The 24482-nt window shown below is 52.9% G+C and carries 25 protein-coding genes; 21 read left to right on the forward strand and 4 right to left on the reverse strand.

From position 1 onward, the window contains the following. Positions 1-249: 249 nt before the first annotated feature. A complete protein-coding gene (locus JTI98_RS13450) occupies positions 250-888 on the forward strand; it encodes an RpiB/LacA/LacB family sugar-phosphate isomerase (RefSeq protein WP_043000317.1) in 639 nt (212 codons plus the stop codon). Between the two features lie 47 nt (positions 889-935). Here JTI98_RS13450 and JTI98_RS13455 read toward each other — a convergent pair whose 3' ends face one another. Next, on the reverse strand, positions 936-1166 hold the full coding sequence (locus JTI98_RS13455; protein WP_044257609.1) for a hypothetical protein: 231 nt from the start codon (positions 1164-1166) through the stop codon (positions 936-938). A gap of 213 nt (positions 1167-1379) precedes the next feature. On the opposite strand from JTI98_RS13455, the gene azuC reads away from it, so the two are divergent. Further along, complete coding sequence (gene azuC, locus JTI98_RS13460; RefSeq protein ID WP_086513008.1) at positions 1380-1466, forward strand: stress response protein AzuC; 87 nt, start codon at positions 1380-1382, stop codon at positions 1464-1466. A gap of 120 nt (positions 1467-1586) precedes the next feature. Next, complete coding sequence (locus JTI98_RS13465; protein ID WP_043000319.1) at positions 1587-1838, forward strand: DUF2766 family protein; 252 nt, start codon at positions 1587-1589, stop codon at positions 1836-1838. 126 nt (positions 1839-1964) lie between these two features. On the opposite strand, the gene JTI98_RS13470 is transcribed toward JTI98_RS13465, so the two are convergent. Then, positions 1965-2468 (reverse strand): non-heme ferritin-like protein, encoded by a 504-nt coding sequence (locus JTI98_RS13470; RefSeq protein WP_043000320.1) that lies wholly within the window; start codon positions 2466-2468, stop codon positions 1965-1967. Positions 2469-2987: 519 nt separating this feature from the next. On the opposite strand from JTI98_RS13470, the gene JTI98_RS13475 reads away from it, so the two are divergent. The 6 genes from JTI98_RS13475 (at position 2988) to otsA (ending at position 9822) form a co-directional block, all read left to right on the forward strand. Further along, entirely contained in the window at positions 2988-3545 is a 558-nt protein-coding gene (locus tag JTI98_RS13475; RefSeq protein WP_216081367.1) for a DJ-1/PfpI family protein, read from the forward strand. Positions 3546-3863: 318 nt separating this feature from the next. Then, a complete protein-coding gene (araF, locus tag JTI98_RS13480) occupies positions 3864-4853 on the forward strand; it encodes an arabinose ABC transporter substrate-binding protein AraF (protein WP_044328751.1) in 990 nt (329 codons plus the stop codon). An 85-nt stretch (positions 4854-4938) separates the two neighbouring features. Beyond that, positions 4939-6453 carry an arabinose ABC transporter ATP-binding protein AraG gene (araG, locus tag JTI98_RS13485; RefSeq protein ID WP_044328750.1) on the forward strand — a complete coding sequence of 505 codons (1515 nt, stop codon included), beginning with the start codon at positions 4939-4941 and terminating at the stop codon, positions 6451-6453. A gap of 14 nt (positions 6454-6467) precedes the next feature. Continuing rightward, on the forward strand, positions 6468-7460 hold the full coding sequence (gene araH / locus JTI98_RS13490) for an arabinose ABC transporter permease AraH (protein ID WP_043000324.1): 993 nt from the start codon (positions 6468-6470) through the stop codon (positions 7458-7460). Positions 7461-7625: 165 nt separating this feature from the next. Further along, entirely contained in the window at positions 7626-8426 is an 801-nt protein-coding gene (gene otsB / locus JTI98_RS13495; protein ID WP_043000325.1) for a trehalose-phosphatase, read from the forward strand. Further along, on the forward strand, positions 8401-9822 hold the full coding sequence (otsA, locus tag JTI98_RS13500; RefSeq protein ID WP_044328734.1) for an alpha,alpha-trehalose-phosphate synthase: 1422 nt from the start codon (positions 8401-8403) through the stop codon (positions 9820-9822). The genes otsB and otsA overlap by 26 nt, the downstream gene beginning before the upstream one ends. Before the next feature lie 16 nt (positions 9823-9838). Here the strand turns inward: otsA and uspC are convergent, their stop codons facing one another. After that, the gene (gene uspC, locus JTI98_RS13505) at positions 9839-10267 is read right to left on the reverse strand and encodes a universal stress protein UspC (RefSeq protein WP_043000327.1); all 429 of its coding nucleotides are present in this window, start codon (positions 10265-10267) and stop codon (positions 9839-9841) included. A gap of 795 nt (positions 10268-11062) precedes the next feature. Here uspC and flhD point away from each other — a divergent pair. The 6 genes from flhD to cheW all read left to right on the forward strand — a co-directional run bounded on the left by flhD (position 11063) and on the right by cheW (position 16491). After that, positions 11063-11413: a flagellar transcriptional regulator FlhD gene (gene flhD / locus JTI98_RS13510; RefSeq protein WP_216081368.1), complete on the forward strand. Its 351-nt coding sequence runs from the start codon at positions 11063-11065 to the stop codon at positions 11411-11413. Positions 11414-11415: 2 nt separating this feature from the next. Next, entirely contained in the window at positions 11416-11994 is a 579-nt protein-coding gene (gene flhC, locus JTI98_RS13515; protein WP_042318680.1) for a flagellar transcriptional regulator FlhC, read from the forward strand. Positions 11995-12120: 126 nt separating this feature from the next. Next, positions 12121-13014, forward strand: coding sequence for a flagellar motor stator protein MotA (gene motA / locus JTI98_RS13520; RefSeq protein WP_043000329.1), 894 nt, complete (start codon positions 12121-12123; stop codon positions 13012-13014). Continuing rightward, on the forward strand, positions 13011-13940 hold the full coding sequence (gene motB, locus JTI98_RS13525) for a flagellar motor protein MotB (protein WP_043000330.1): 930 nt from the start codon (positions 13011-13013) through the stop codon (positions 13938-13940). Before motA ends, motB begins: the two co-directional genes overlap by 4 nt. A 4-nt stretch (positions 13941-13944) precedes the next feature. Beyond that, positions 13945-15966, forward strand: a complete 2022-nt coding sequence (gene cheA / locus JTI98_RS13530) for a chemotaxis protein CheA (RefSeq protein WP_216081369.1) — start codon at positions 13945-13947, stop codon at positions 15964-15966. A 21-nt stretch (positions 15967-15987) separates the two neighbouring features. Further along, a complete protein-coding gene (cheW, locus tag JTI98_RS13535; protein WP_043000332.1) occupies positions 15988-16491 on the forward strand; it encodes a chemotaxis protein CheW in 504 nt (167 codons plus the stop codon). 90 nt (positions 16492-16581) lie between these two features. Here the strand turns inward: cheW and JTI98_RS13540 are convergent, their stop codons facing one another. Next, on the reverse strand, positions 16582-17850 hold the full coding sequence (locus tag JTI98_RS13540; protein WP_044327049.1) for a dicarboxylate/amino acid:cation symporter: 1269 nt from the start codon (positions 17848-17850) through the stop codon (positions 16582-16584). 332 nt (positions 17851-18182) lie between these two features. On the opposite strand from JTI98_RS13540, the gene tar reads away from it, so the two are divergent. The 6 genes from tar to cheZ form a co-directional block, all read left to right on the forward strand. After that, positions 18183-19844 (forward strand): methyl-accepting chemotaxis protein II, encoded by a 1662-nt coding sequence (gene tar, locus JTI98_RS13545; protein ID WP_044264796.1) that lies wholly within the window; start codon positions 18183-18185, stop codon positions 19842-19844. Between the two features lie 44 nt (positions 19845-19888). Next, the gene (tap, locus tag JTI98_RS13550; RefSeq protein ID WP_046401583.1) at positions 19889-21490 is read left to right on the forward strand and encodes a methyl-accepting chemotaxis protein IV; all 1602 of its coding nucleotides are present in this window, start codon (positions 19889-19891) and stop codon (positions 21488-21490) included. Between the two features lie 19 nt (positions 21491-21509). Further along, positions 21510-22376: a protein-glutamate O-methyltransferase CheR gene (gene cheR / locus JTI98_RS13555; RefSeq protein ID WP_043000336.1), complete on the forward strand. Its 867-nt coding sequence runs from the start codon at positions 21510-21512 to the stop codon at positions 22374-22376. Beyond that, positions 22373-23422: a chemotaxis response regulator protein-glutamate methylesterase gene (locus JTI98_RS13560; RefSeq protein ID WP_043000337.1), complete on the forward strand. Its 1050-nt coding sequence runs from the start codon at positions 22373-22375 to the stop codon at positions 23420-23422. Before cheR ends, JTI98_RS13560 begins: the two co-directional genes overlap by 4 nt. Before the next feature lie 17 nt (positions 23423-23439). After that, positions 23440-23829, forward strand: coding sequence for a chemotaxis response regulator CheY (gene cheY, locus JTI98_RS13565; RefSeq protein ID WP_043000338.1), 390 nt, complete (start codon positions 23440-23442; stop codon positions 23827-23829). A gap of 10 nt (positions 23830-23839) precedes the next feature. After that, on the forward strand, positions 23840-24482 hold a 643-nt coding region (gene cheZ, locus JTI98_RS13570), incomplete at its 3' end, for a protein phosphatase CheZ (RefSeq protein WP_043000339.1).

Consider the following 24482-nt stretch of genomic DNA (forward strand, 5'->3'; position numbering starts at 1 on the left):
TGAATGTTCGGTGATACGCTATCCTAATTCACACGTCAGCGTTTCAATAGCCTGAATAACTTATAGATCAGCAACGACTAATTCACACGACGACGGTCATTTTGCGGTCACCTGAAGAAAATGTGAAGCTATCCCTCATTTTTAAAACCATCTTTCATAAAATTTGAAAGTATGTTTGCTAAGTAGTACTGTGCGGTATCGTGATGACTCAAGGCGGGACTTCCCGCATCGCATTCAGGAGAAGACAGAATGAAAATTGCACTGATGATGGAAAACAGCCAGGCGGGTAAAAACGCCATCATTCACCGCGAGCTCAAAGCGGTGGCGGATGAAAAGGGTTTTCCGGTATTCAACGTCGGGATGAGCGACGAGAATGACCACCACCTGACCTATATCCATCTTGGCATCATGGCGAGCATTCTGCTGAATTCAAAAGCGGTTGATTTTGTGGTGACCGGCTGTGGTACAGGCCAGGGCGCGTTGATGTCACTGAATATTCATCCGGGCGTGGTGTGTGGCTACTGCATTGATCCGGCGGATGCCTTCCTGTTCGCGCAGATTAACAACGGTAATGCGCTGTCTCTGCCGTTTGCGAAAGGGTTTGGCTGGGGAGCGGAACTGAACGTGCGCTTTATCTTCGAGAAAGCCTTTACGGGACGCAATGGCGAAGGTTACCCGCCAGAGCGTAAAGAACCGCAGGTGCGTAACGCCGGGATCCTTAACCAGGTCAAAGCGGCGGTGGTTAAAGACAACTATCTTGATACGCTGCGTGCAATCGATCCGGAACTGGTGAAGACGGCAGTTTCTGGTCAGCGTTTCCAGCAATGCTTCTTTGAAAATGGCCAGAGCAAAGAGATTGAAGCGTTCGTTCGCGAAATCCTCGGCTAATTTTTGCTGACAAGCCGGAGGGCGTAATGCGCATCCGGCTTTCCACTTTACTTCCTGGCAGACACCGCGCTGCCCGCCTCTTTCACCAGTCGTAACGTCTCCACCATGCCAGTCAGGCAGATAAGCGCGATGACCACAAAAACCAGACGAAAGCTGATGCCGCTAAACTGAATCCCGAGGTACAGCACCAGCAAAATAAGCCAGACAGGCGTGCTGAAGGTGATCTGGGTGGCAGAAGAGATTCTTCGTTTGCTTTCTGTGGTTCGAGCTTCTTGCATCGTGCACTTGCCATTCAAAAAAAACGATAAAAATTCACCAGAACTGATATTGCTGTAGGTAATTGATTTATCGGTGAAAGAGTCGCAAATGCAAAGAATATGTTAAGTATAAAACGTGATGCAAATCACGAAGTAGTTGATTTTTGTGATGACGGTCATACTATATGCGCATAGACGATAACACCTGCATAACAAAATAGTTGGAGTCATGGCATGAAACTGCGCAAAATCCTGAAAAGCATGTTTGAAAATTATTGCAAAACGTTTAAAGACGTACCGCCGGGCGATATGTTCCGCTGATAAAAAACCTGCTTCGGCAGGTTTTTTTATACCCGTCGTCCGCGGCGTCAGGTGTGGCTATCGTTTCGGCCTCTGAATCGGTACTATGACGGTCTTTCATCACTAACAGGAACGCCTGCTATGTCCCAACCGCTGAATGCCGATCAGGAACTGGTCTCTGACGTTGTCGCCTGCCAGCTCGTCATCAAACAAATTCTCGATGTTCTCGACGTAATTGCTCCCGTTGAAGTTCGCGAAAAAATGACCAGCCAGCTGAAAAACATTGATTTTTCAACGCATCCCGCAGCTGCTGATCCCGTCACGCGGCGCGCTATCCAGAAAGCGATCGCACTGATTGAACTGAAATTCACGCCGCAGGGCGAAGCGCACTAAAATAAGCCGTTGTTTTATATTTTAGAAATACTTTTTGCAATGCCTCCCAAAGTGGAGGCATCAGGCTGAAAAGGCTTTGCGAATTGGCCTGCCGGCGAGTGAAATGCAGGCCAATAGCGTGGTCAATTAATGCTGTTGATAATTGACGACGTTGAGCACGTGCTGATCGGTCTGCTCCGGGCACAGTCCCGCGCGTTTGGCGCTACGCACTTCCTCAAGAATCGTTTGTAATAACAGCCCATCTTGCTGCTGTTCTTTTTCCAGAGCGTGGAGAAAATTCAGGGTAGGCGCATCGTTCAGGGCTTCCGCTTCGTTGGTGAGCTGCGAAAGCGTGCTGGCGCGCTGCTCATAATCTTCCATTGTTTTCTGAAACAGTTCTTCCAGCGAATGTAAGTCTTCGCCCGGTACATCAATGGCCTTAACGACCGGATTCGCCCCGGCATTTTTCATGAAGTTAAAGACGCGCATCATTTGGGTGACGTTACTCTGGGCCTGTGTACGTAAGAAAGTCGCAGTACCCATCAGACGGTGTTCAGAACACCACTCACTCAGATGGAGGTAGAGATTGGAAGCATAAAACTCAAGATTCATTTGATTATTGAGTTTGTTTACCATTCCAACTGCAGCCATATCAATATCCTTATTTCCTGATAGAAGGGATGTGCAGCGCTAATCTGCACAACTTACTGTTAGCAGAATACGTCCATTCTGCCAGTCCATTATGTGATCGAAGAGTCAATTCCATCGCGAATCGAAAATAAGCATACCTGCATCAACGGAATAAGAAAATCCTTAAGTGGCATTGTTTATGATTTTTTACACATTACTGAAGTTAATACATCACCCCGTATTTGGTAAACATAATGTGAAATTATATATCTGATTGATTTTGTTGAAACTTGAATGGTTTTATGATTTTGAAATGATGTTTTAAGTCACAAAAGTGGATAGTTTAGCGTGGTAATATCAGAATATTGATAATCTTTACCGTCCTTGCCGCGATAATAATCCTGTGAAACCGTTCTGGCAGAAATAATGCCAGTTTGTCTCTTACTAAAAATCAGGGCAGCGACATCTTGTTCAATTATAACCGAATGATTAATTCGTCATTTTCGGTGTTATCAGCCTGTAATAAATGAGGAAAGGTGAATGAAAAGAGTGGCCGTCTTGCTGGCATCGGGTTTCGAGGAAGCGGAAGCGATCGTTACTATTGATATCTTGCGTCGTCTGAATATTGACGTCGATACCCTGGCCTGCGCGGAATCTCGCGCCGTCGTGAGCTACCACAATGTCCCAATGGTCACTGATTACACGCTGGCGGGGCAGCAGGAGCGCCTGTATGACGCGGTGGTGCTGCCGGGCGGCCCACAAGGGAGCGTAAACCTGGCGGCGAATCCACAGGTTATTGAGTTTGTCTCGCGCCATGATGCCGCCGGAAAACTAATTTGTCCCATTTGTTCAGCGGCCGCTCGTGTATTAGGCGGCAACGGCTTACTGAAGGGGCGCCGTTATGTCTGCTCAGGCGATCTCTATAAAACGGTGAGTGATGGCGTTTATGTTGATGCGCCGGTTGTGGAGGATGGGCATCTCCTGAGTGGTAAAGGATTAGGCCATATTTTTGATTTTGCCCTGACGCTGTCAGCCCGTTTGTTAGGCGATGACCAACCCGTTCGTGAACATGCTGAACATATCTATTATCCGTGGTAATTCGTTTGTACCCGAATACAGGGGTATTCGGGTACAAGGATTTGTGAGCTGACCTTATGGATTAATGTGCTACATCACTTTTTATTTGTCTGACAATTACCCCATTTCTTATGTCATTTTCCGCTGAATTTATGTACGCAATTACTGTAATTCTGCGGTGTGATGCCGCTCTCCTATGGAGAATCAATTTCCCGCTACAACTATTCCAGCACTGGCACTTATCTTGAGTTCTTTTGGTAATGCCTTGTTTTTCGTCTGAATTACATAAAGTCGTTGAATATTACCCTACATAAAATGACGCTAAAGCTGGAGTTAACCATGCACAAATTCACTAAAGCGCTGGCAGCCATCGGTCTGGCTGCCGTTATGTCACAATCCGCTATGGCAGAATCGATGAAACTGGGTTTTCTGGTGAAACAACCGGAAGAACCCTGGTTCCAGACGGAGTGGAAATTTGCCGATAAAGCCGGGAAAGATTTGGGCTTTGAAGTGATTAAAATTGCGGTGCCGGACGGCGAGAAGACGCTGAATGCGATCGACAGCCTGGCGGCGAGCGGGGCGAAGGGGTTTGTTATTTGTACCCCGGATCCAAAACTGGGTTCCGCTATTGTCGCGAAGGCGCGCGGCTATGACATGAAAGTGATCGCCGTGGACGATCAGTTCGTCAATGCCAAAGGCAAACCGATGGATACCGTCCCGTTGGTGATGATGGCGGCAACCAAAATCGGCGAGCGTCAGGGCCAGGAACTGTATAAAGAGATGCAGAAACGGGGTTGGGACATCAAAGACACCGCGGTGATGGCGATTACGGCCAACGAACTGGATACCGCACGTCGTCGTACCGGCGGTTCGATGGAAGCGCTGAAAGCCGCCGGTTTCCCGGAAAAACAGATCTACCAGGTTCCTACCAAATCTAACGATATCCCCGGCGCATTTGATGCTGCCAACTCCATGCTGGTTCAGCACCCTGAAGTTAAACACTGGTTGATTGTCGGCATGAACGATAACACGGTACTCGGCGGCGTGCGCGCCACTGAAGGCCAGGGCTTTAAGGCGGCGGACGTGATCGGCATTGGTATTAATGGCGTTGACGCAGTGAGCGAACTGTCGAAAGGGCAGGCGACCGGCTTCTACGGCTCACTGCTGCCAAGCCCGGACGTTCACGGTTATAAATCCAGCGAAATGCTCTACAACTGGGTGACTAAAGGCGCAGAACCACCGGCATTCACCGAAGTGACTGACGTGGTGCTGATCACCCGTGACAACTTCAAAGAAGAGCTGGCGAAAAAAGGGTTAGGCGGTAAGTAAGACGACAGCAAATGAAAAGCCGGATGGCATCGCTCATGTCGCCATCCGGCAACCGGTTAGAACGATACTGACTCACGGAGACGTTATGCAACAGTCTACCCCGTATCTCTCATTTCGCGGCATTGGTAAAACCTTCCCCGGCGTTAAAGCGCTTACGGATATCAGTTTTGACTGTTACGCCGGTCAGGTGCATGCGCTGATGGGTGAAAATGGCGCCGGGAAATCAACGCTTTTAAAAATTCTCAGCGGTAACTATGCGCCAACCACGGGCTCTTTGGCGATTCGCGAGCAGGAAATGCGCTTCGCGGATACCACCGCCGCGCTGAATGCCGGCGTTGCCATTATTTACCAGGAATTACATCTCGTGCCGGAGATGACCGTTGCCGAGAATATCTATCTCGGGCAACTGCCACACAAAGGCGGCATTGTGAACCGCACTCTGCTTAATTATGAAGCGGGTTTACAACTTAAACATCTGGGGATGGATATCGATCCTGCGACCCCTCTGAAATATCTCTCCATCGGCCAGTGGCAGATGGTGGAAATTGCCAAAGCACTGGCGCGCAACGCCAAGATTATTGCCTTCGATGAACCGACCAGTTCGCTCTCTGCAAGGGAGATCGAAAACCTGTTCCGGGTGATACGCGAACTGCGTAAAGAAGGGCGCGTCATTCTGTATGTTTCGCACCGCATGGAAGAGATTTTCGCGCTCAGTGATGCGATTACCGTGTTTAAAGATGGCCGTTACGTGAAAACCTTTACCGACATGCAGCAGGTCAACCACGATGCGCTGGTGCAGGCGATGGTTGGGCGCGATCTGGGCGATATTTACGGCTGGCAGCCACGTCCCTATGGCGCAGAACGCCTGCGTTTGCATGCCGTAAAAGCGCAGGGCGTACGCACACCCATCAGCCTTACGGTACGCAGCGGCGAAATCGTTGGGCTGTTTGGGCTGGTAGGCGCGGGCCGCAGTGAGTTAATGAAAGGCTTATTTGGCGGCACCCGTATCAGCGAAGGGCAGGTGTACATCGACGAAAAACCGATTGATATCCGCAAGCCGGCGAATGCTATCGCGGCAGGCATGATGCTGTGCCCGGAAGACCGGAAAGCGGAGGGGATCATCCCGGTGCATTCGGTACGTGACAACATCAACATCAGCGCCCGGCGTAAGCATGTGCTGGGGGGATGTGTGATCAACAACGGATGGGAAGAAACCAATGCTGACCAACACATTCGCTCGCTGAATATCAAAACCCCCAGTGCCGAACAGTTAATTATGAATCTCTCCGGTGGTAACCAGCAAAAGGCGATTCTCGGTCGCTGGCTATCGGAAGAGATGAAAGTGATTTTGCTCGACGAACCGACACGCGGCATTGATGTTGGCGCGAAGCACGAAATTTATAACGTTATTTATGCCCTGGCCGCACGCGGCGTTGCCGTGCTGTTCGCCTCCAGTGACCTGCCGGAAGTCCTCGGCGTGGCTGACCGCATTGTGGTGATGCGGGAAGGAGAGATCGCCGGGGAATTACTTCACGAACAGGCGGATGAGCGCCAGGCGCTAAGCCTTGCGATGCCTAAAGTTAGCCAGGCTGTCGCCTGAGAAAGGAGAGAATGATGTCTTCCGTAACAACTTCCGGATCGGGCGCACCAAAGTCGCCATCACCCTTTAGCCTGGGACGTATCTGGGACCAGTATGGCATGCTGGTGGTCTTCGCCGTCCTGTTCCTCGCCTGCGCTATTTTTGTGCCGAACTTCGCAACATTCATCAACATGAAAGGGCTGGGGCTGGCGATCTCCATGTCGGGCATGGTGGCCTGCGGCATGTTGTTCTGCCTGGCATCAGGAGATTTTGACCTGTCCGTGGCGTCGGTGATTGCCTGTGCCGGGGTGACCACGGCGGTGGTCATCAACATGACCGAAAGCCTGTGGATTGGCGTGGGGGCGGGTCTGCTGCTGGGGGTGCTGTGCGGGCTGGTTAACGGCTTCGTGATTGCACAACTCAAGATCAACGCGCTGATCACCACGCTGGCAACGATGCAAATCGTCCGTGGTCTGGCATACATCATTTCCGACGGTAAAGCGGTGGGGATTGAAGACGAGCGCTTCTTTACCCTCGGCTACGCCAACTGGTTCGGCTTACCGGCACCGATCTGGCTCACGGTAGGCTGCCTGATTATCTTTGGCTTGTTGTTGAACAAAACCACCTTCGGGCGCAACACGCTGGCGATTGGGGGCAACGAAGAGGCGGCGCGTCTGGCCGGGGTGCCGGTGGTGCGTACCAAAATCATTATTTTCGTGCTCTCCGGTCTGGTCTCTGCGGCAGCCGGGATTATCCTCGCCTCGCGTATGACAAGTGGACAGCCGATGACCTCCATTGGCTATGAACTGATCGTCATCTCCGCCTGCGTGTTAGGCGGCGTTTCCCTGAAGGGCGGCATCGGAAAAATCTCATATGTGGTGGCGGGTGTCCTGATCCTGGGGACCGTGGAGAATGCGATGAACCTGCTGAACATTTCGCCCTTCGCCCAGTACGTCGTACGCGGCTTGATCCTGCTGGCAGCAGTGATCTTCGACCGTTACAAACAAAAAGCCAAGCGTACGGTCTGATAAAAAAGTCTAACTTTTTAGTCTAGTTCCTCTCCTTTGCCAGCCGCTACACCCGGCTGGCAATTGTCTTTGCAAATGGCGAGCATCGTCACACTGTCTATACTTACGGTTGCTTATGAGGCGCGATTCGCGCGGCTCAGATATAACAATAAGGAGGAGTACCGGGTGGCAGAACCGTTAACCGTAACCCCTGAACAGTCCGTGCACTATGCTTATTTTTTTGATCTCGATGGAACCCTTGCGGAGTTAAAGCCGCATCCAGACCAGGTGGTGATTCCTCCCACGATCCTCCAGATGCTCCACCACCTTGCAGAACGCAACGCAGGGGCTTTGGCATTGATTTCAGGGCGCTCAATGGTTGAACTTGACGCGTTGGCTCACCCCTGGCGCTTTCCGCTGGCAGGGGTGCATGGGGCTGAACGCCGTGACATCAATGGGAAAATGCATATTGTGCATCTCCCTTCGGCAATAGAACGCGATATTAGCGTGCAGTTACATACGGCGCTGGCGAAACTGCCGGGGACGGAGATGGAAACCAAAGGGATGGCGTTTGCGCTGCACTATCGACAGGCGCCAGAACATGAAGCTGCGCTGCAGGCGCTGGCACTGCGTATTACGCAAACCTGGCCGCAGCTTGCGCTCCAGCAAGGGAAGTGCGTTGTCGAAATTAAGCCGAAAGGCACCAATAAAGGTGAAGCGATAGCCGCGTTTATGCGTGAAGCGCCGTTTGCCGGGCGGGTCCCTGTTTTTCTGGGTGATGATCTGACCGATGAGACCGGGTTTCGCGTGGTGAACGAGGCGGGTGGCATTTCAGTGAAGGTGGGAGAGGGGGAGACGCAGGCACAATGGCGATTAGCCGGGGTGCCAGACGTCTGGCGCTGGCTGGAGTCTGTTTACACTGCACAACAAGAAACAACCATGAATGACAGGAGAGATGGCCATGAGTCGTTTAGTCGTAGTATCTAATCGAATTGCGCCCCCCGATAACAAAACCAGTGCAGGCGGCCTGGCCGTTGGTGTGCTGGGCGCGCTGAAAGCGGCGGGGGGACTGTGGTTCGGTTGGAGTGGCGAGCTGGGTAACGAGGATCAGCCATTAAAAAAGGTCACCCGGGGCAATATCACCTGGGCGTCGTTTAACCTGAGCGAAAAAGACCACGAGGAGTATTACAACCAGTTCTCTAATGCCGTGTTGTGGCCCGCCTTTCACTACCGCTTAGATCTGGTGAATTTTCAGCGCACCGCCTGGGAAGGCTATCTGCGGGTGAACGCGCTGCTGGCAGATAAGCTGCTGCCGTTACTGAAAAAAGATGACATCCTCTGGATTCATGATTATCACCTTTTGCCGTTCGCCAGCGAACTGCGTAAACGTGGCGTGAATAATCGTATTGGTTTCTTCTTACACATTCCTTTCCCAACGCCGGAAATCTTTAATGCGTTGCCGTCATCGGAAGAGTTGCTTGAGCAGTTATGCGACTTTGACCTGCTGGGATTCCAGACTGAAAACGACAGGCTGGCCTTCCTTGACTGTCTCTCCAGCCTGACGAGAGTCACGACTCACGATACGCGCAGCCACACGGCCTGGGGAAAATCGTTCAGCACCGAGGTGTATCCCATCGGAATCGAGCCGCAGGAGATTGCACAGCAGGCTTCTGGTCCACTGCCGCCAAAACTGGCGCAACTGAAAGCGGAGCTGAAGAATCTAAAGAATATCTTTTCCGTTGAGCGACTGGATTACTCAAAAGGGTTGCCGGAGCGTTTTCAGGCCTATGAGGCGCTGCTGGAGAAATACCCTCAGCATCACGGAAAAATCCGTTATACGCAGATTGCGCCCACTTCACGTGGCGATGTGCAGGCGTATCAGGATATCCGTCATCAGCTTGAGACAGAAGCCGGGCGCATTAACGGTAAATACGGGCAGCTTGGCTGGACGCCCTTGTTCTATCTCAACCAACATTTCGACCGCAAATTACTGATGAAAGTGTTTCGCTATTCAGATGTAGGGCTGGTCACGCCGCTGCGAGATGGTATGAATCTGGTGGCGAAGGAATTTGTGGCTGCCCAGGATCCCGCCAATCCAGGCGTTCTGGTGTTGTCTCAGTTCGCCGGTGCGGCAAATGAGCTGACCTCAGCGCTGATCGTCAATCCTTACGATCGCGATGAAGTCGCGGCGGCGCTGGATCGTGCACTCACGATGCCGCTTTCCGAGCGTATTTCGCGGCATGCTGAGATGCTGGAGGTGATTGTCAAAAACGACATCAACCACTGGCAGGAGCAGTTTATCAGCGATCTAAAGACGATCACCCCGCGCAGCGCTGAAACTCTTCAGCAGCGGAAAGTCGCGACGTTTCCAAAGCTTGCCTGAGCGAGGTTTTCGGGGATCAATCACCTTCAAGCGGGACCAGCAGGACGTCCACCAGGCTTGAACTCACCACACTTTTCGCCGAGCAGGAGGCTCGCGAAAAGAAGCTATGGTTGTGGTTGCCACAGATGACCAGATCCACGTCGTGTTTGCGGCACACGTCCAGAATATGCTCGCTTAACTCGCCGTAGGTAATGAACGTCTGCGCGATCGGATAGCCCGCCTCTTTCCCCAGTTTTTCAAGAAAATCAGTGGTCTCCTCATGCATTACCGCGCGTAAATCCTCCAGCATGGGGGCGGCAAATTGATTGTATAACTCGGGGTCGGAGGCGAGGGTGATGAGGCTAATTCGTGCGTTGACGGGACGGGCAATGGAGACGGCTTTCGCCAGGAGTTGTTGGCTTTCCGGGGTGACTGCCACGGCGACAAGAATGTGGGTGTAGCTCATAACCCGCTCCTTATTGCAAGAATATGAGGTGGTTCTTCAGCATTACTCCGATTTGCTGACAACTGCAATGCCTCTATATGACAATAATGTGAACGCTATCATAATTATTCATTAATATTTCTTATAAGTGGAACTCAGGAATAACTAAAAAAGTTAACCAAATCGATTGACTTAAATTAAATCAGCGAGCCAATCAAAATTTGGTTTAACAAATTCATGTTCGCGATTAATCGCAATCTAATCATAAGCTCTGTGTATTCATAAAAAATAAGTAACAATTAACATGTTGTTTCACAAGCATAAAAATAATTTTGCTTGCGGAAGCAGATAAATGCATTTCAATTATTTTACTTGCGTGATATTAACGCTGGTTGCGTAAAATCTTTCGCCGCCCCTGACGCTTGATTTAATACCCGTGAGAATAAAATGGCGTTTTGCTGATTAATTTCCCAGCAAAATAAAAGCCCAACTGATGGATTTATGTTAACGATTAAGTTAATTTATGTGATGTGCATCACATATTTTCCAAATTCGCAGCGTGGGTTTGTTGTATGTCTCGGGTGTGACGAGTACAGTTGCGTCGAATTAGGAAAAATCTTAGGCATTTGTAAGAATTCATGTGCTCGCGTTACAACCAGGCAAGATGCCAGCGTGACGCGCGCATTGATGTTTTAAGCGCCTGAGTCGAAGGTATGTGTTTGACCTATTTGCTTTTTTTACCGGGAATTCCCGGCGACATCACGGGGTGCGGTTTTTCCGCATAAAAATAAAAGTTGGTTATTCTGGATGGGAATAATGCATACATCCGAGTTGCTGAAACACATTTATGACATCAATTTGTCATATTTACTCCTTGCACAGCGTCTAATCGTTCAGGACAAAGCGTCCGCCATGTTTCGTCTCGGAATCAATGAGGAAATGGCGACCTCTCTGGGGGCGCTGACCCTTCCGCAAATGGTAAAACTGGCAGAAACGAATCAGCTTGTGTGTCATTTCCGTTTCGACAGTCATCAAACCATTACGCGTCTGACTCAGGATTCCAGAGTAGACGATCTCCAGCAAATTCACACCGGTATCATGCTGTCCACGCGTCTGTTAAGTGAGGTCAATCAGGCTGATGAAACCGCGCGTAAGAAAAGGGCCTGATGATGAGTGAAAAAAGCATTGTTCAGGAAGCTCGTGATATCCAGTTAGCGATGGAATTGATCACACTGGGTGCCCGTTTGCAAATGCTGGAAAGCGAAACGCAGTTAAGCCGCGGTCGCCTCATCAAGCTGTACAAAGAACTTCGCGGCAGTCCCCCGCCAAAAGGCATGCTGCCGTTTTCCACTGACTGGTTTATGACCTGGGAGCAAAATATACATGCTTCCATGTTCTGTAATGCCTGGCAGTTCTTACTTAAAACGGGCCTGTGTAGCGGTGTTGATGCCGTCATTAAGGCGTATCGACTGTACCTGGAACAGTGTCCGCAGGGTGAAGATGGTCCGCTGTTGGCGTTGACTCGCGCGTGGACGCTGGTGCGTTTTGTCGAAAGCGGCTTGCTTCAGTTATCAAGCTGTAACTGCTGTGGTGGTAATTTCATTACCCACGCTCACCAACCTGCGGGCAGTTTTGCCTGCAGTTTATGCCAGCCGCCTTCCCGTGCGGTAAAAAGACGTAAACTTTCCCAGGATGCTGCCGATATTATTCCACAACTGCTGGATGAACAGATCGAACAGGCTGTTTAACCGATACGGTGTGGACGAAACACTCCAGCAGCGGTAAGTCATTACCGCTGCTTTTTTTTTGCCTCGCCAACGCGTTAACGCCCCGACTGCACATCCTGTCATAGTCAACAGCAGAAGGATGATGTCGTGCTTATCTTATTAGGTTACCTGGTGGTTATTGGTACAGTTTTCGGCGGTTACATGATGACTGGTGGAAACCTGGGGGCACTCTATCAACCGGCTGAATTTGTCATCATCGGTGGCGCGGGAATAGGGGCATTTATCGTGGGTAACAACGGTAAAGCCATCAAGGGGACACTGAAAGCGCTGCCGTTACTGTTTCGTCGTTCGAAATACACCAAAGCGATGTATATGGATCTGCTGGCACTGCTCTATCGCCTGATGGCTAAGTCTCGCCAGCAGGGGATGTTCTCGCTTGAACGAGACATTGAGAACCCGAAAGAGAGCGAAATTTTTGCCAGCTATCCCCGTATTCTGGCCGACTCGGTGATGCTGGAATTCATCGTCGATTACCTGCGCCTGATCATCAGCGGCAACATGAATACCTTCGAGATCGAAGCGCTGATGGATGAAGAGATTGAAACGCACGAAAGTGAATCGGAAGTCCCGGCCAACAGCCTGGCACTGATGGGGGATTCACTGCCGGCGTTTGGTATCGTTGCGGCGGTGATGGGGGTTGTACACGCCCTCGCGTCAGCGGATCGACCGGCTGCAGAACTGGGCTCACTGATTGCCCATGCGATGGTCGGTACATTCCTCGGTATTCTGCTGGCCTACGGTTTTATTTCACCGCTTGCCAGCGTCCTGCGTCAGAAGAGCGCGGAAACGAGCAAGATGATGCAGTGTGTGAAAATCACGTTGCTGTCAAATCTGAACGGTTACGCCCCGCCGATCGCCGTCGAGTTTGGACGTAAAACGTTGTATTCCAGCGAGCGCCCGTCATTCATTGAACTGGAAGAACATGTTCGCGCCGTGAAAAACCCGAACCAACAGCAGCAGACGACGACTGAGGGCGCATGAAGAATCGGTCTCATCCTATCGTCGTGGTTAAACGGCGCAAACATAAGGGGCATGGCGGCGGCGCACACGGATCGTGGAAGATTGCTTACGCTGACTTTATGACCGCCATGATGGCCTTTTTTCTGGTGATGTGGCTCATTTCCATCTCCAGCCCTAAAGAACTGATTCAGATTGCCGAATACTTCCGTACCCCGCTGGCGACGGCGGTGACGGGAGGGAATCGCATTTCCAATAGCCAGAGCGCGATTCCTGGCGGTGGCGATGACTTTACCCAGCAACAGGGCGAAGTGAATAAGCAGCCGAACCTCGATGAACTGAAAAAACGTATGGAACAAAATCGCCTGAGCAAACTGCGTGGTGACCTCGATCAGCTCATCGAATCGGATCCCAAACTGCGGGCGCTGCGTCCGCATCTGAAGATTGACCTGGTGCAGGAAGGGCTGCGTATTCAGATTATCGACAGCCAGAATCGCCCGATGTTTAAAACCGGTAGCGCTGAGGTTGAGCCTTATATGCGTGACATCCTGCGGGCAATCGCCCCGGTGCTGAACGGTATTCCCAACCGTATCAGCCTGTCCGGGCATACGGATGATTTCCCTTACGCGAACGGTGAGAAAGGCTATAGCAACTGGGAGCTCTCTGCCGATCGCGCCAATGCTTCGCGGCGTGAACTGGTACAGGGCGGTCTGGATGACGGAAAAGTATTACGGGTGGTCGGCATGGCCGCCACGATGCGTATGAGCGATCGCGGTCCGGATGACGCCATCAACCGCCGAATCAGTCTGTTGGTGCTGAACAAACAGTCCGAACAGGCCATTTTGCATGAAAACGCTGAAAGCCAGAACGAGCCGGTAAGTGTATTACAACAGCCTGAGGCCAGTCCGCAGGTAAGCGTTCCCACATCGCCACCAGCCAATCCGAGGTGATAGCGTGAGCATGGATATAAGCGATTTTTATCAGACTTTTTTTGATGAAGCTGACGAGTTGTTGGCTGATATGGAGCAACATCTGCTCGATCTGGCGCCCGAAGCGCCGGATGCCGAGCAACTGAATGCCATATTTCGTGCAGCGCACTCCATCAAAGGGGGCGCCGGCACGTTCGGCTTTACCGTTTTGCAGGAAACCACGCATCTGATGGAGAACCTGCTGGATGATGCGCGTCGCGGTGAGATGCAGCTCAATACCGCCATTATCAACCTGTTTTTGGAAACGAAAGATATTATGCAGGAACAGCTCGATGCCTATAAAAGTTCGCAGGAGCCGGATGCCGCCAGTTTCGAATACATCTGCACGGCATTACGCCAGTTAGCGCTGGAAGCAAAAGGTGAAACCGCGCCAGCGGTGGTGGCGAATGCCCGACTGAGCGTGGTCGACAACACGACACCTGACGACATGGTCGTGGCAGAAGAAGCGAAATTACGCATCTTTCTCTCGCGCCTGAAGGCCAGTGAAGTGGCCCTGCTGGAAGAAGAGCTGGGCAATCTGTCCACCCTGTCTGATGTCGTCAAGGGCGAAGACAGCCTGGCGGCCACGCTTGATGGCGACATTGCAGAGGATGACGTCATTGCCGTGCTGTGCTTTGTGATTGAAGCCGACCAGATTGCCTTTGAGAAAGTGGTGACAGCGACGGCACCCGCGGTCCAGCCGGAAGTGGCTGAAGTGGTTGCGGTCGAACAGCCTGTCGTCGCCGTCCCAGCGGTGAAAGCGGTTGGCAGAGAAGCGCAAACCGGACGCGTAGAGCGGGAAAAACCGGCACGCGCCAGTGAATCCACCAGCATTCGCGTGGCGGTGGAGAAGGTTGATCAGCTGATCAACCTGGTCGGTGAGCTGGTGATTACCCAGTCAATGCTGGCCCAGCGTTCGAACGAACTCGACCCGGTCAATCATGGCGATCTCATCACCAGCATGGGGCAGTTACAACGTAACGCCCGCGATCTGCAGGAATCAGTGATGTCGATTCGTATGATGCCCATGGAATACGTGTTCAGCCGCTTCCCGCGTCTGGTGCGCGACCTGGCGGGTAAGCTTGGTAAACAGGTTGAACTGACGCTGGTCGGCAGCTCGACGGAACTCGACAAGAGCCTGATTGAACGCATTATCGACCCGCTAACGCACCTGGTGCGTAACAGCCTTGACCACGGTATCGAACTGCCGGAAAAACGCATGGAATCCGGTAAGAATGTGGTGGGCAATCTGATTTTGTCGGCGGAACATCAGGGCGGCAACATCTGCATCGAAGTGACCGATGACGGGGCTGGACTGAACCGCGAGCGCATTCTGGCGAAGGCGATCTCCCAGGGGATGGCGGTCAATGAAAACATGACCGATGACGAAGTGGGGATGCTGATTTTTGCCCCAGGCTTCTCGACGGCCGAGCAGGTGACCGACGTTTCCGGACGCGGCGTGGGTATGGATGTGGTGAAACGGAATATCCAGGAGATGGGCGGCCACGTTGAAATCCAGTCGAAGCAAGGGACTGGCACCACCATTCGTATTTTGCTGCCGCTGACGCTGGCGATCCTCGACGGCATGTCCGTGCGTGTCGCCGACGAAGTCTTCATTCTGCCGCTGAATGCGGTGATGGAATCCCTGCAACCACGTGACGATGATCTGCATCCGCTGGCCGGGGGCGAGCGTGTGCTGGAAGTACGCGGCGAATATCTGCCGCTGGTTGAGTTGTGGAAAGTCTTTGAAGTGGAAGGGGCGAAAACCGAAGCCACCCAGGGCATCGTGGTGATCCTGCAAAGCGGCGGTCGCCGTTACGCGCTGTTGGTCGATCAGTTGATCGGTCAGCACCAGGTGGTGGTTAAAAACCTGGAGAGTAATTATCGCAAAGTGCCGGGTATTTCAGCCGCCACTATTCTTGGCGATGGCAGCGTCGCGCTGATTGTGGATGTCTCCGCCCTGCAGGGTTTAAATCGCGAACAACGTATGGCGATCACCGCCGCCTGATTGAGTAAGAAAGGGTAAAATATGACCGGTATGACTAATGTAAGCAAACTGGCCGGCGAGCCGTCAGGTCAGGAATTCCTGGTGTTTACGCTGGGAGATGAAGAGTACGGTATCGACATCCTGAAAGTACAGGAGATCCGTGGTTACGATCAGGTCACGCGCATTGCCAACACGCCTGCCTTCATCAAAGGGGTGACCAACCTGCGCGGCGTGATTGTGCCGATTGTCGATCTGCGCGTGAAGTTCTGCCAGGGTGATGTTGATTACAACGATAACACCGTGGTGATTGTGCTGAATCTGGGACAGCGCGTGGTGGGGATCGTTGTCGATGGCGTGTCTGATGTGCTGTCGCTGACCGCAGAGCAAATCCGTCCGGCACCGGAATTTGCCGTAACGCTGTCAACGGAATACCTGACCGGACTCGGTGCGCTGGGCGACCGGATGTTGATTCTGGTGAACATTGAGAAACTGCTGAACAGTGACGAAATGGCGCTGTTAGATATGGCCGCCTCTCACGTCGCCTAATCGCATGATCAGATGACGGCGTAAACGCCTTATCCGGCCTACCACCTCAACGTAGGCCGGATAAGCGAAGCGCTATCTGACAGTCAACCGTTATGCTCCGACCTGCTGTGACACCGCCTCCTCCTCACTCTCTTCCAGTAAACCTTCGTTTTGTGCCAGCATCGCCGTCGCAATACCGTTACCTAACACGTTAATGGCGGAACGGCCCATGTCGAGAAAATGGTCGATACCCATCAGGAGCAAAATGCCGGCGACCGGAATGTTAAAGCTCGGAATCGTTGCCGCCAGCACCACTAACGCGGAACGCGGAACGCCGGCAATACCTTTTGACGCCAGCATCAACGTGAGCATCAGGACGCTAATCTCAGCAAACGACAGATGAATGTTGTAGGCCTGCGCGATAAACATCGACGCAAAAGAGCAGTAAACCATTGAACCGACCAGGTTGAACGAGTAACCAATGGGCAGCACGAAAGAGACGATGTTGCGCGAGCAGCCAAATGTCGTCAGTTGCTCCAGCGTTTTCGGATAGGCCGCTTCAGAACTGCTGGTGGTAAAGGCCACCAGAACCGGATCCTTGAGCATACCAAGCAGGCGAAACACCTCTTTTTTCAGTACCAGATATCCCACTGCCAGCAACACCAGACAGGTCATCAGAATTGCCACGTAATAACCGCCAATGAACGAGGCGTAGTTGAGCAAAATGCCCAATCCTTCGGTGGCGATCACCGAGGAGATGGCGGCAAAAATGGCCAGCGGGGCGACGTACATCACGTAGCCGGTCACTTTCAACATAATGTGGGAAACCACGTCCAGCGCCGCCACCAGCGGGGTATTGAATTTTTCGCCCAACGACGCGCCGCCGATCCCGAAGAACATCGAGAACACCACAATCTGCAAAATTTCGTTATTGGCCATCGCACCGGCAATGCTGGTAGGAATGGTATGTGATAGGAAACCTTTCAGGCTCATCCCGCCGACGGCGAGACCGGTATCCACGGCTTCTTTCGGGATAGCCAGATTGAGTCCGCTGCCGGGTTGTTCCAGGGTGACAATAAAAAGGCCCACCAGAATGGAAAGAATAGAAGAGCTGATGAACCAGATCATCGCTTTGCCGCCCACACGTCCGATGGTGGACGTCTCGCCAAGACGCATAATGCCCACAGTCAGAGTGCTGAACACCAGGGGGGCGATAACCATCTTAATCAAACGTAAGAAGATGTCGGTGAGAAGGGTGATGTTATCCGACCAGGCGGCAATGACGCTTTCGGATGTATACGAGTGAATAACTGCACCTGACACAATACCTGCCAGCATGAAAATCACGATGAATATCGTGAGTTTATTTGCATTTGCCACTAAAAATCCCTCGGGCTGAATTTAACAATTTTTTATCAGCGATACATATGTTTTATGTATTTAATTACGCCGAATCATTTCCTACCTAACCTGGAGTAATTCGTCGTGGGTTACAACTTTTTTTTATTATTTACTTATTTTGTTGTACTCATGGCCGTGTACTTTTAAGTACGGGATGGCATAAACGTCTGTGATTGTCAGCCACGCGTCTGCCATCGCAGTGACAGGGTGGAGTGGATATCGCCTTTTGACCTGGATTTCCCTTTCGCAAACGTAAAGTTCTTATCAAGGGTGCCGATAACGTTGTTAACTCGTTTTCAGGAAGGTGCCTTATGTTTAACCGTATCCGCGTTGTCACAATGCTGATGATGGTGCTGGGGGTTTTCGCACTGCTACAGCTTGTCTCTGGTGGTTTGCTGTTTTCGTCTTTACAGCAGAATCAAAAAAGTTTTGTTATTTCCAACGATCTACGCCAACAGCAGAGTGAACTGACCTCGACATGGGATCTGATGCTGCAAACACGTATCAACCTCAGCCGTTCCTCTGCACGCATGATGATGGACGCCAACAATCAGCAGAGTAGTGCAAAAAACGATCTGCTGAAGAGCGCGAAAAATTCCCTCGCTCAGGCGGCAGAGCACTACGCCAGATTTAAAGCTATCGATCCGCTGCCAGAGATGGTGGAGGTCAGCAACAATGTGGACGAAAAATACCAGAACTATTTTGCCGGTTTAACCGAACTGGTGCAGTTCCTGGAAAGCGGCAACATGGATGCCTTTTTCGCGCAACCGACGCAGGGAATGCAAAACGGACTCGGCGACGCGAAGAGCAAGTACGCCAGCGTCAGCGAAAAACTCTATCGCCAGGCGTTTGATGAAAGCGCGCGCGACTACCAGTTTGCGCAGTGGCAACTCGCCATTCTGGCGGTGGTGCTGGTGCTGATCCTGGTGGTGGTGTGGTACGGCATTCGTCACACCCTGCTCAACCCGCTTGCCAGCGTCATCGCTCATATTCGTGAAATCGCCGGCGGTAACCTGACCAACACGCTGACCGTTGCCGGACGGAATGAAATTGGCGAACTGGCTGGTAGCGTCGATCACATGCAGCGCTCGCTGGTAGACACCGTCACCCAGGTGCGCGAAGGCTCCGATGCCATTTACGCCGGTACCACGGAAATCGCCACCGGTAACACCGATCTTTCATCGCGGACCGAACAACAGGCGTCGGCGCTGGAAGAGACGGCGGCCAGCATGGAAGAGTTAACCGCGACGGTGAAACAGAACGCCGACAATGCCCGTCAGGCGTCGCAACTGGCGCAGAGCGCCTCGGAAACCGCTCAGCACGGCGGCAAAGTGGTGGATAACGTCGTTAAAACGATGCATGAAATTGCCGGTAGCTCGAAGAAGATTGCCGACATTATCAGCGTTATCGACGGTATTGCCTTCCAGACCAATATCCTGGCACTGAACGCCGCGGTGGAAGCCGCGCGAGCAGGTGAGCAGGGGCGTGGCTTTGCGGTGGTCGCCGGTGAGGTACGTAATCTGGCCAGTCGCAGTGCGCAGGCGGCAAAAGAGATCAAAGCGCTGATTGAAGATTCCGTTTCGCGCGTGGATACCGGCTCCGTGCTGGTCGAAAGCGCGGGCGAGACCATGAACGATATCGTCAATGCGGTGACCCGCGTGACCGACATTATGGGCGAAATTGCCTCGGCTTCTGATGAACAAAGCCGTGGTATCGATCAGGTGGCGCTGGCGGTTTCTGAAATGGACCGCGTGACGCAGCAAAACGCCTCGCTGGTCCAGGAATCCGCAGCCGCCGCGGCCGCGCTGGAAGAACAGGCCAGCCGACTGACGATGGCGGTCTCTGCATTTCGTCTTGCCGCGCGTCCTTATGCGGTAAAAACCAAAGAAGAACGGACTTCTGCAGACGCGCCCCGCAGCGCGCAGAAGCCCTCGTTAAGCATGGAGCACGATACTAACTGGGAAACATTTTGACCGAAATTTAACACTGCGGCCGTTGCCGCCTGATGGGAGCGTTGATGTTTAATCGTATTCGAATCTCGACCACGCTGTTTTTGATTTTGATCCTCTGCGGTGTATTGCAGATTGGCAGTAATGGCTTGTCTTTCTGGGCATTTCGGGACGGTTTTCAGAGCCTGAATCAGGTCGAGCAGAGTAATCAGCAACGCGCGGCGCTGGCACAAACGCGCGCCGTTTTATTACAGGCGAGTACCGCCCTCAACAAGGCCGGGACATTAACGGCGCTGAGCTATCCGCCCGATGACATCAAAAGCCTGATGGTTATTGCGCGCGAAAGCCTGGCGCAGTCCGCCACGCTGTTCAATGGTTTCAAGGCTATCGAGGCGAATACAGAATCAGGCAAAGCGCTGCAGGACGCAACGGAGAAAAGCTTCACCCAGTGGCACAGCGATCTGGAACATCAGGCCACCTGGCTTGAAAACAACCAGTTGTCAGACTTTCTGACCGCGCCAGTGCAGGCGTCGCAGGATGCCTTTGATGTGAACTTTAACGCCTGGCAGCAGAACATTAATCATGTGCTGGTGGTGGCTGGGCAACAGAGCAAAAACAACTATCACATGTCGGCAGCGATCTTTATCAGCATGGTCATTATTGCCGCGCTGTTAACCAGCGGTGCGCTGTACTGGTCGCGCAAAATGATCGTCCAGCCGCTGGCGATTATCGGCAGTCATTTTGACAGCATTGCCGAGGGCAACCTGGCGCGGCCGATTGCGGTTTACGGGCGTAATGAGATTTCGGCGATCTTTGCCAGCCTGAAGGCGATGCAACAGGCGCTGCGGGAAACCGTCAGCGACGTGCGTCAGGGCAGTCTGGCGATGCACACCGGGATTTCTGAAATCGCGATGGGCAATAACGATCTCTCCTCACGCACCGAGCAGCAGGCGGCGTCATTAGCGCAGACGGCGGCCAGCATGGAGCAGTTAACAGCTACCGTCGGTCAAAACGCCGACAATGCGCGCCAGGCTTCCGGGCTGGCAAAAAGCGCCGCCGATACGGCGAAAACCGGCGGCGAACAGACCACCAAAGTCGCCAGTACGATGCAGGCGATTGCCGCCAGTTCGCAAAAGATTGGCGACATTATCGGGGTGATCGACGGTATCGCTTTCCAGACCAATATTCTGGCGCTCAACGCGGCGGTCGAAGCGGCGCGTGCTGGTGAGCAGGGGCGTGGATTTGCTGTGGTTGCCGGAGAAGTACGAAACCTGGCGAGCCGCAGCGCCCAGGCAGCAAAAGAGATTAAAGGGTTAATTGAAGAGTCGGTGAACCGCGTCCACCAGGGATCGCAACTCGTCGATACGGCTGCCCTCACCATGACGGAAATCGTCAGCTCGGTCACCCGGGTCAACGACATCATGGGCGAGATTGCCTCGGCGTCAGACGAACAGCGCAGAGGAATAGAGCAGGTGGCACAGGCCGTCACCCAGATGGATCAGGTGACGCAACAGAACGCCGCGCTGGTGGAAGAAGCCGCCGCCGCGACCGGGCAACTCGCGCATCAGGCCGACACGCTGTCAGCCCGCGTAGCAGTATTCAAACTTGAAGAGCATGTGGTAACACACCAAGAATCGGCACCGCCGCAGGCTGTGCCCGTTGTATCCTGAATGTGATTGAGAAGGCGCTATGACATCATCTCTGCCCAACGGGCAAACGTCATTATTGTTACAGATGACCCAGCGCCTTGCGCTGTCCGACGCGCACTTTCGTCGGATATGTCAATTAATCTACCAGCGTGCGGGGATCGTGCTGGCGGACCACAAGCGGGACATGGTTTACAACCGCCTGGTCCGTCGTCTGCGTACGCTGGGAATGGATGATTTTGGTCACTATCTCAGCGTGCTGGAAGCGAATCAAAGCAGCGCAGAGTGGCAGGCTTTTATCAACTCGTTGACCACTAACCTGACCGCTTTTTTCCGCGAAGGGCACCATTTCCCGGTACTGGCGGAAAGCGCGCGTCGTCACAGCGGCGAATACCGGGTCTGGAGCGCCGCGGCATCGACCGGTGAAGAGCCGTACAGTATCGCCATTACGTTGGCCGATACGCTGGGCATGGCGCCAGGGCGCTGGAAGGTGTTCGCCAGCGATATTGATACCGAAGTGCTGGAAAAGGCCCGTAGCGGGATCTATCGCTTGGACGAACTGAAGACCCTGTCGCCGCAGCAGCTCCAGCGTTATTTCATGCGCGGAACCGGTCCTCATGATGGGCTGGTGCGTGTGCGTCAGGAACTGGCAAGCCACGTCGAGTTTTCCGTGATTAACCTGCTCGATAAGCAGTACAACGTGCCGGGACCGTTCGACGCCATTTTCTGCCGCAATGTGATGATCTATTTCGATAAAACGACGCAGCAGGACATTCTGCGCCGTTTTGTCCCTCTTCTTAAGCCTGATGGTCTGCTGTTTGCCGGGCATTCAGAGAACTTTAGTAACCTCGTGCGCGACTTTAGCCTGCGCGGGCAAACGGTTTATGCGCTAAGTAAGGGTAAAGCATGAGTAAAATCAGGGTGTTGTCGGTCGATGATTCTGCATTGATGCGCCAAATCATGACCGAAATTATTAACAGCTATAGCGACATGGAGATGGTGGCAACCGCACCCGATCCGCTCGTCGCCCGGGATTTGATCAAGAAATATAACCCTGACGTGCTGACGCTGGACGTCGAAATGCCGCGGATGGACGGCCTCGATTTTCTTGAAAAGCTGATGCGACTGCGTCCGATGCCGGTGGTGATGGTGTCGTCGCTGACGGGGAAAGGCTCGGAAGTGACGCTGCGGGCGCTGGAACTGGGGGCGATCGATTTTGTCACCAAGCCGCAGTTGGGGATCCGCGAAGGGATGCTGGCCTACAGCGAGATGATTGCGGAGAAAGTGCGCACGGCGTCACGCGCACGTCTGACAGCCCATAAACCGCTTGCGGCGCCGGTCACCTTAAAAGCGGGACCGCTGCTCAGTTCGGAAAAACTGATTGCGATTGGCGCCTCGACGGGGGGCACCGAGGCAATTCGCCATGTGCTGCAACCGCTGCCACTCTCCAGTCCGGCGGTCATTATTACGCAGCATATGCCGCCCGGTTTTACCCGCTCGTTTGCTGAACGTCTGAACAAGCTATGTCAGATAACCGTGAAAGAGGCGGAGGACGGCGAGCGTGTTCTGCCGGGTCATGCCTACATTGCGCCGGGCGATAAACACATGGAACTGGCACGCAGCGGAGCAAACTATCAAATCAAAATTCATGACGGTCCGCCGGTTAACCGGCACCGGCCGTCGGTGGATGTGCTGTTTCATTCGGTAGCGATTCATGCGGGGCGCAATGCCGTCGGGGTGATCCTGACGGGAATGGGCAACGACGGCGCCGCCGGAATGTTAGCGATGCACCAGGCGGGCGCCTGGACGATTGCGCAAAATGAAGCAAGTTGTGTGGTGTTCGGCATGCCGCGCGAAGCCATCAATATGGGTGGCGTCAGCGAAGTGGTCGATCTTAGTCAGGTTAGCCAGCAGATGCTGGCGAAAATCAGTGCCGGACAGGCAATACGTATTTGAATCAGGAGTAATTTTTTATGGCGGATAAAGAGCTTAAGTTTTTGGTTGTGGATGACTTTTCCACCATGCGTCGCATCGTGCGTAACCTGCTTAAGGAGTTGGGATTTAACAACGTGGAAGAAGCCGAAGATGGCGCGGATGCGTTGAATAAACTGCAGGCAGGTGGGTTTGGTTTTGTCATTTCCGACTGGAACATGCCGAACATCGACGGTCTCGAGTTGCTGAAAACCATTCGCGCGGACAGCGGAATGTCCTCACTGCCGGTGCTGATGGTCACGGCAGAAGCGAAGAAAGAGAACATCATTGCCGCGGCGCAGGCCGGGGCCAGCGGCTACGTAGTGAAACCGTTCACGGCGGCGACGCTGGAAGAAAAACTCAATAAAATCTTTGAGAAACTGGGCATGTAAGGGGCTGACCATGATGCAACCACAGATTAAACCCGTAGATGAACATTCTGCCGGGGATATCATTGCCCGCATTGGTAGTCTGACCCGTATGCTGCGTGACAGCCTGCGCGAACTGGGACTGGACCAGGCGATTGCCGAAGCGGCAGAAGCCATTCCTGATGCCCGTGACCGTCTGGACTATGTGGTACAGATGACCGCGCAGGCGGCTGAGCGCGCCCTGAATAGCGTTGAGGCCTCTCAGCCGCATCAGGACGAGATGGAGAAAGGGGCGAAGGCGCTGAGCAAGCGTTGGGACGAGTGGTTTGAAAACCCGATTGAGCTCTCAGACGCCCGCGAGCTGGTGACAGACACCCGAAAATACCTCGGCGATGTGCCCGGGCATACCAGTTTCACCAACGCACAGTTGCTTGACATCATGATGGCGCAGGACTTCCAGGATCTGACCGGTCAGGTGATCAAACGCATGATGGATGTGATTCAGGAGATTGAACGTCAGCTGCTGATGGTACTACTGGAAAATATTCCGGAGCAGAGTTCTCGACCCAAACGCGAAAGTGAAAGTCTGCTGAATGGTCCGCAGGTCGATGCGACCAAAGCGGGCGTTGTCGCCAGCCAGGACCAGGTGGACGACCTGCTGGATAGTTTAGGTTTTT

Source organism: Citrobacter sp. MGH 55, assembly GCF_016906145.1.
GTDB lineage: Bacteria > Pseudomonadota > Gammaproteobacteria > Enterobacterales > Enterobacteriaceae > Citrobacter_A > Citrobacter_A amalonaticus.

Excerpts from the sequence above, each read along its gene's own strand:
- JTI98_RS13560 (WP_043000337.1), top strand. The coding sequence starts at position 22,373 with ATGAGTAAAATCAGGGTGTTGTCGGTCGATGATTCTGCATTGATGCGC.
- flhC (WP_042318680.1), top strand. The coding sequence starts at position 11,416 with ATGAGTGAAAAAAGCATTGTTCAGGAAGCTCGTGATATCCAGTTAGCG.
- JTI98_RS13475 (WP_216081367.1), top strand. The coding sequence starts at position 2,988 with ATGAAAAGAGTGGCCGTCTTGCTGGCATCGGGTTTCGAGGAAGCGGAA.
- JTI98_RS13465 (WP_043000319.1), top strand. The coding sequence starts at position 1,587 with ATGTCCCAACCGCTGAATGCCGATCAGGAACTGGTCTCTGACGTTGTC.
- motB (WP_043000330.1), top strand. The coding sequence starts at position 13,011 with ATGAAGAATCGGTCTCATCCTATCGTCGTGGTTAAACGGCGCAAACAT.
- otsA (WP_044328734.1), top strand. The coding sequence starts at position 8,401 with ATGAGTCGTTTAGTCGTAGTATCTAATCGAATTGCGCCCCCCGATAAC.
- JTI98_RS13450 (WP_043000317.1), top strand. The coding sequence starts at position 250 with ATGAAAATTGCACTGATGATGGAAAACAGCCAGGCGGGTAAAAACGCC.
- tar (WP_044264796.1), top strand. The coding sequence starts at position 18,183 with ATGTTTAACCGTATCCGCGTTGTCACAATGCTGATGATGGTGCTGGGG.
- araG (WP_044328750.1), top strand. The coding sequence starts at position 4,939 with ATGCAACAGTCTACCCCGTATCTCTCATTTCGCGGCATTGGTAAAACC.
- azuC (WP_086513008.1), top strand. The coding sequence starts at position 1,380 with ATGAAACTGCGCAAAATCCTGAAAAGCATGTTTGAAAATTATTGCAAA.
- cheR (WP_043000336.1), top strand. The coding sequence starts at position 21,510 with ATGACATCATCTCTGCCCAACGGGCAAACGTCATTATTGTTACAGATG.
- JTI98_RS13455 (WP_044257609.1), bottom strand. The coding sequence starts at position 1,166 with ATGCAAGAAGCTCGAACCACAGAAAGCAAACGAAGAATCTCTTCTGCC.
- uspC (WP_043000327.1), bottom strand. The coding sequence starts at position 10,267 with ATGAGCTACACCCACATTCTTGTCGCCGTGGCAGTCACCCCGGAAAGC.
- JTI98_RS13470 (WP_043000320.1), bottom strand. The coding sequence starts at position 2,468 with ATGGCTGCAGTTGGAATGGTAAACAAACTCAATAATCAAATGAATCTT.
- cheY (WP_043000338.1), top strand. The coding sequence starts at position 23,440 with ATGGCGGATAAAGAGCTTAAGTTTTTGGTTGTGGATGACTTTTCCACC.
- araF (WP_044328751.1), top strand. The coding sequence starts at position 3,864 with ATGCACAAATTCACTAAAGCGCTGGCAGCCATCGGTCTGGCTGCCGTT.
- flhD (WP_216081368.1), top strand. The coding sequence starts at position 11,063 with ATGCATACATCCGAGTTGCTGAAACACATTTATGACATCAATTTGTCA.
- tap (WP_046401583.1), top strand. The coding sequence starts at position 19,889 with ATGTTTAATCGTATTCGAATCTCGACCACGCTGTTTTTGATTTTGATC.
- araH (WP_043000324.1), top strand. The coding sequence starts at position 6,468 with ATGTCTTCCGTAACAACTTCCGGATCGGGCGCACCAAAGTCGCCATCA.
- cheW (WP_043000332.1), top strand. The coding sequence starts at position 15,988 with ATGACCGGTATGACTAATGTAAGCAAACTGGCCGGCGAGCCGTCAGGT.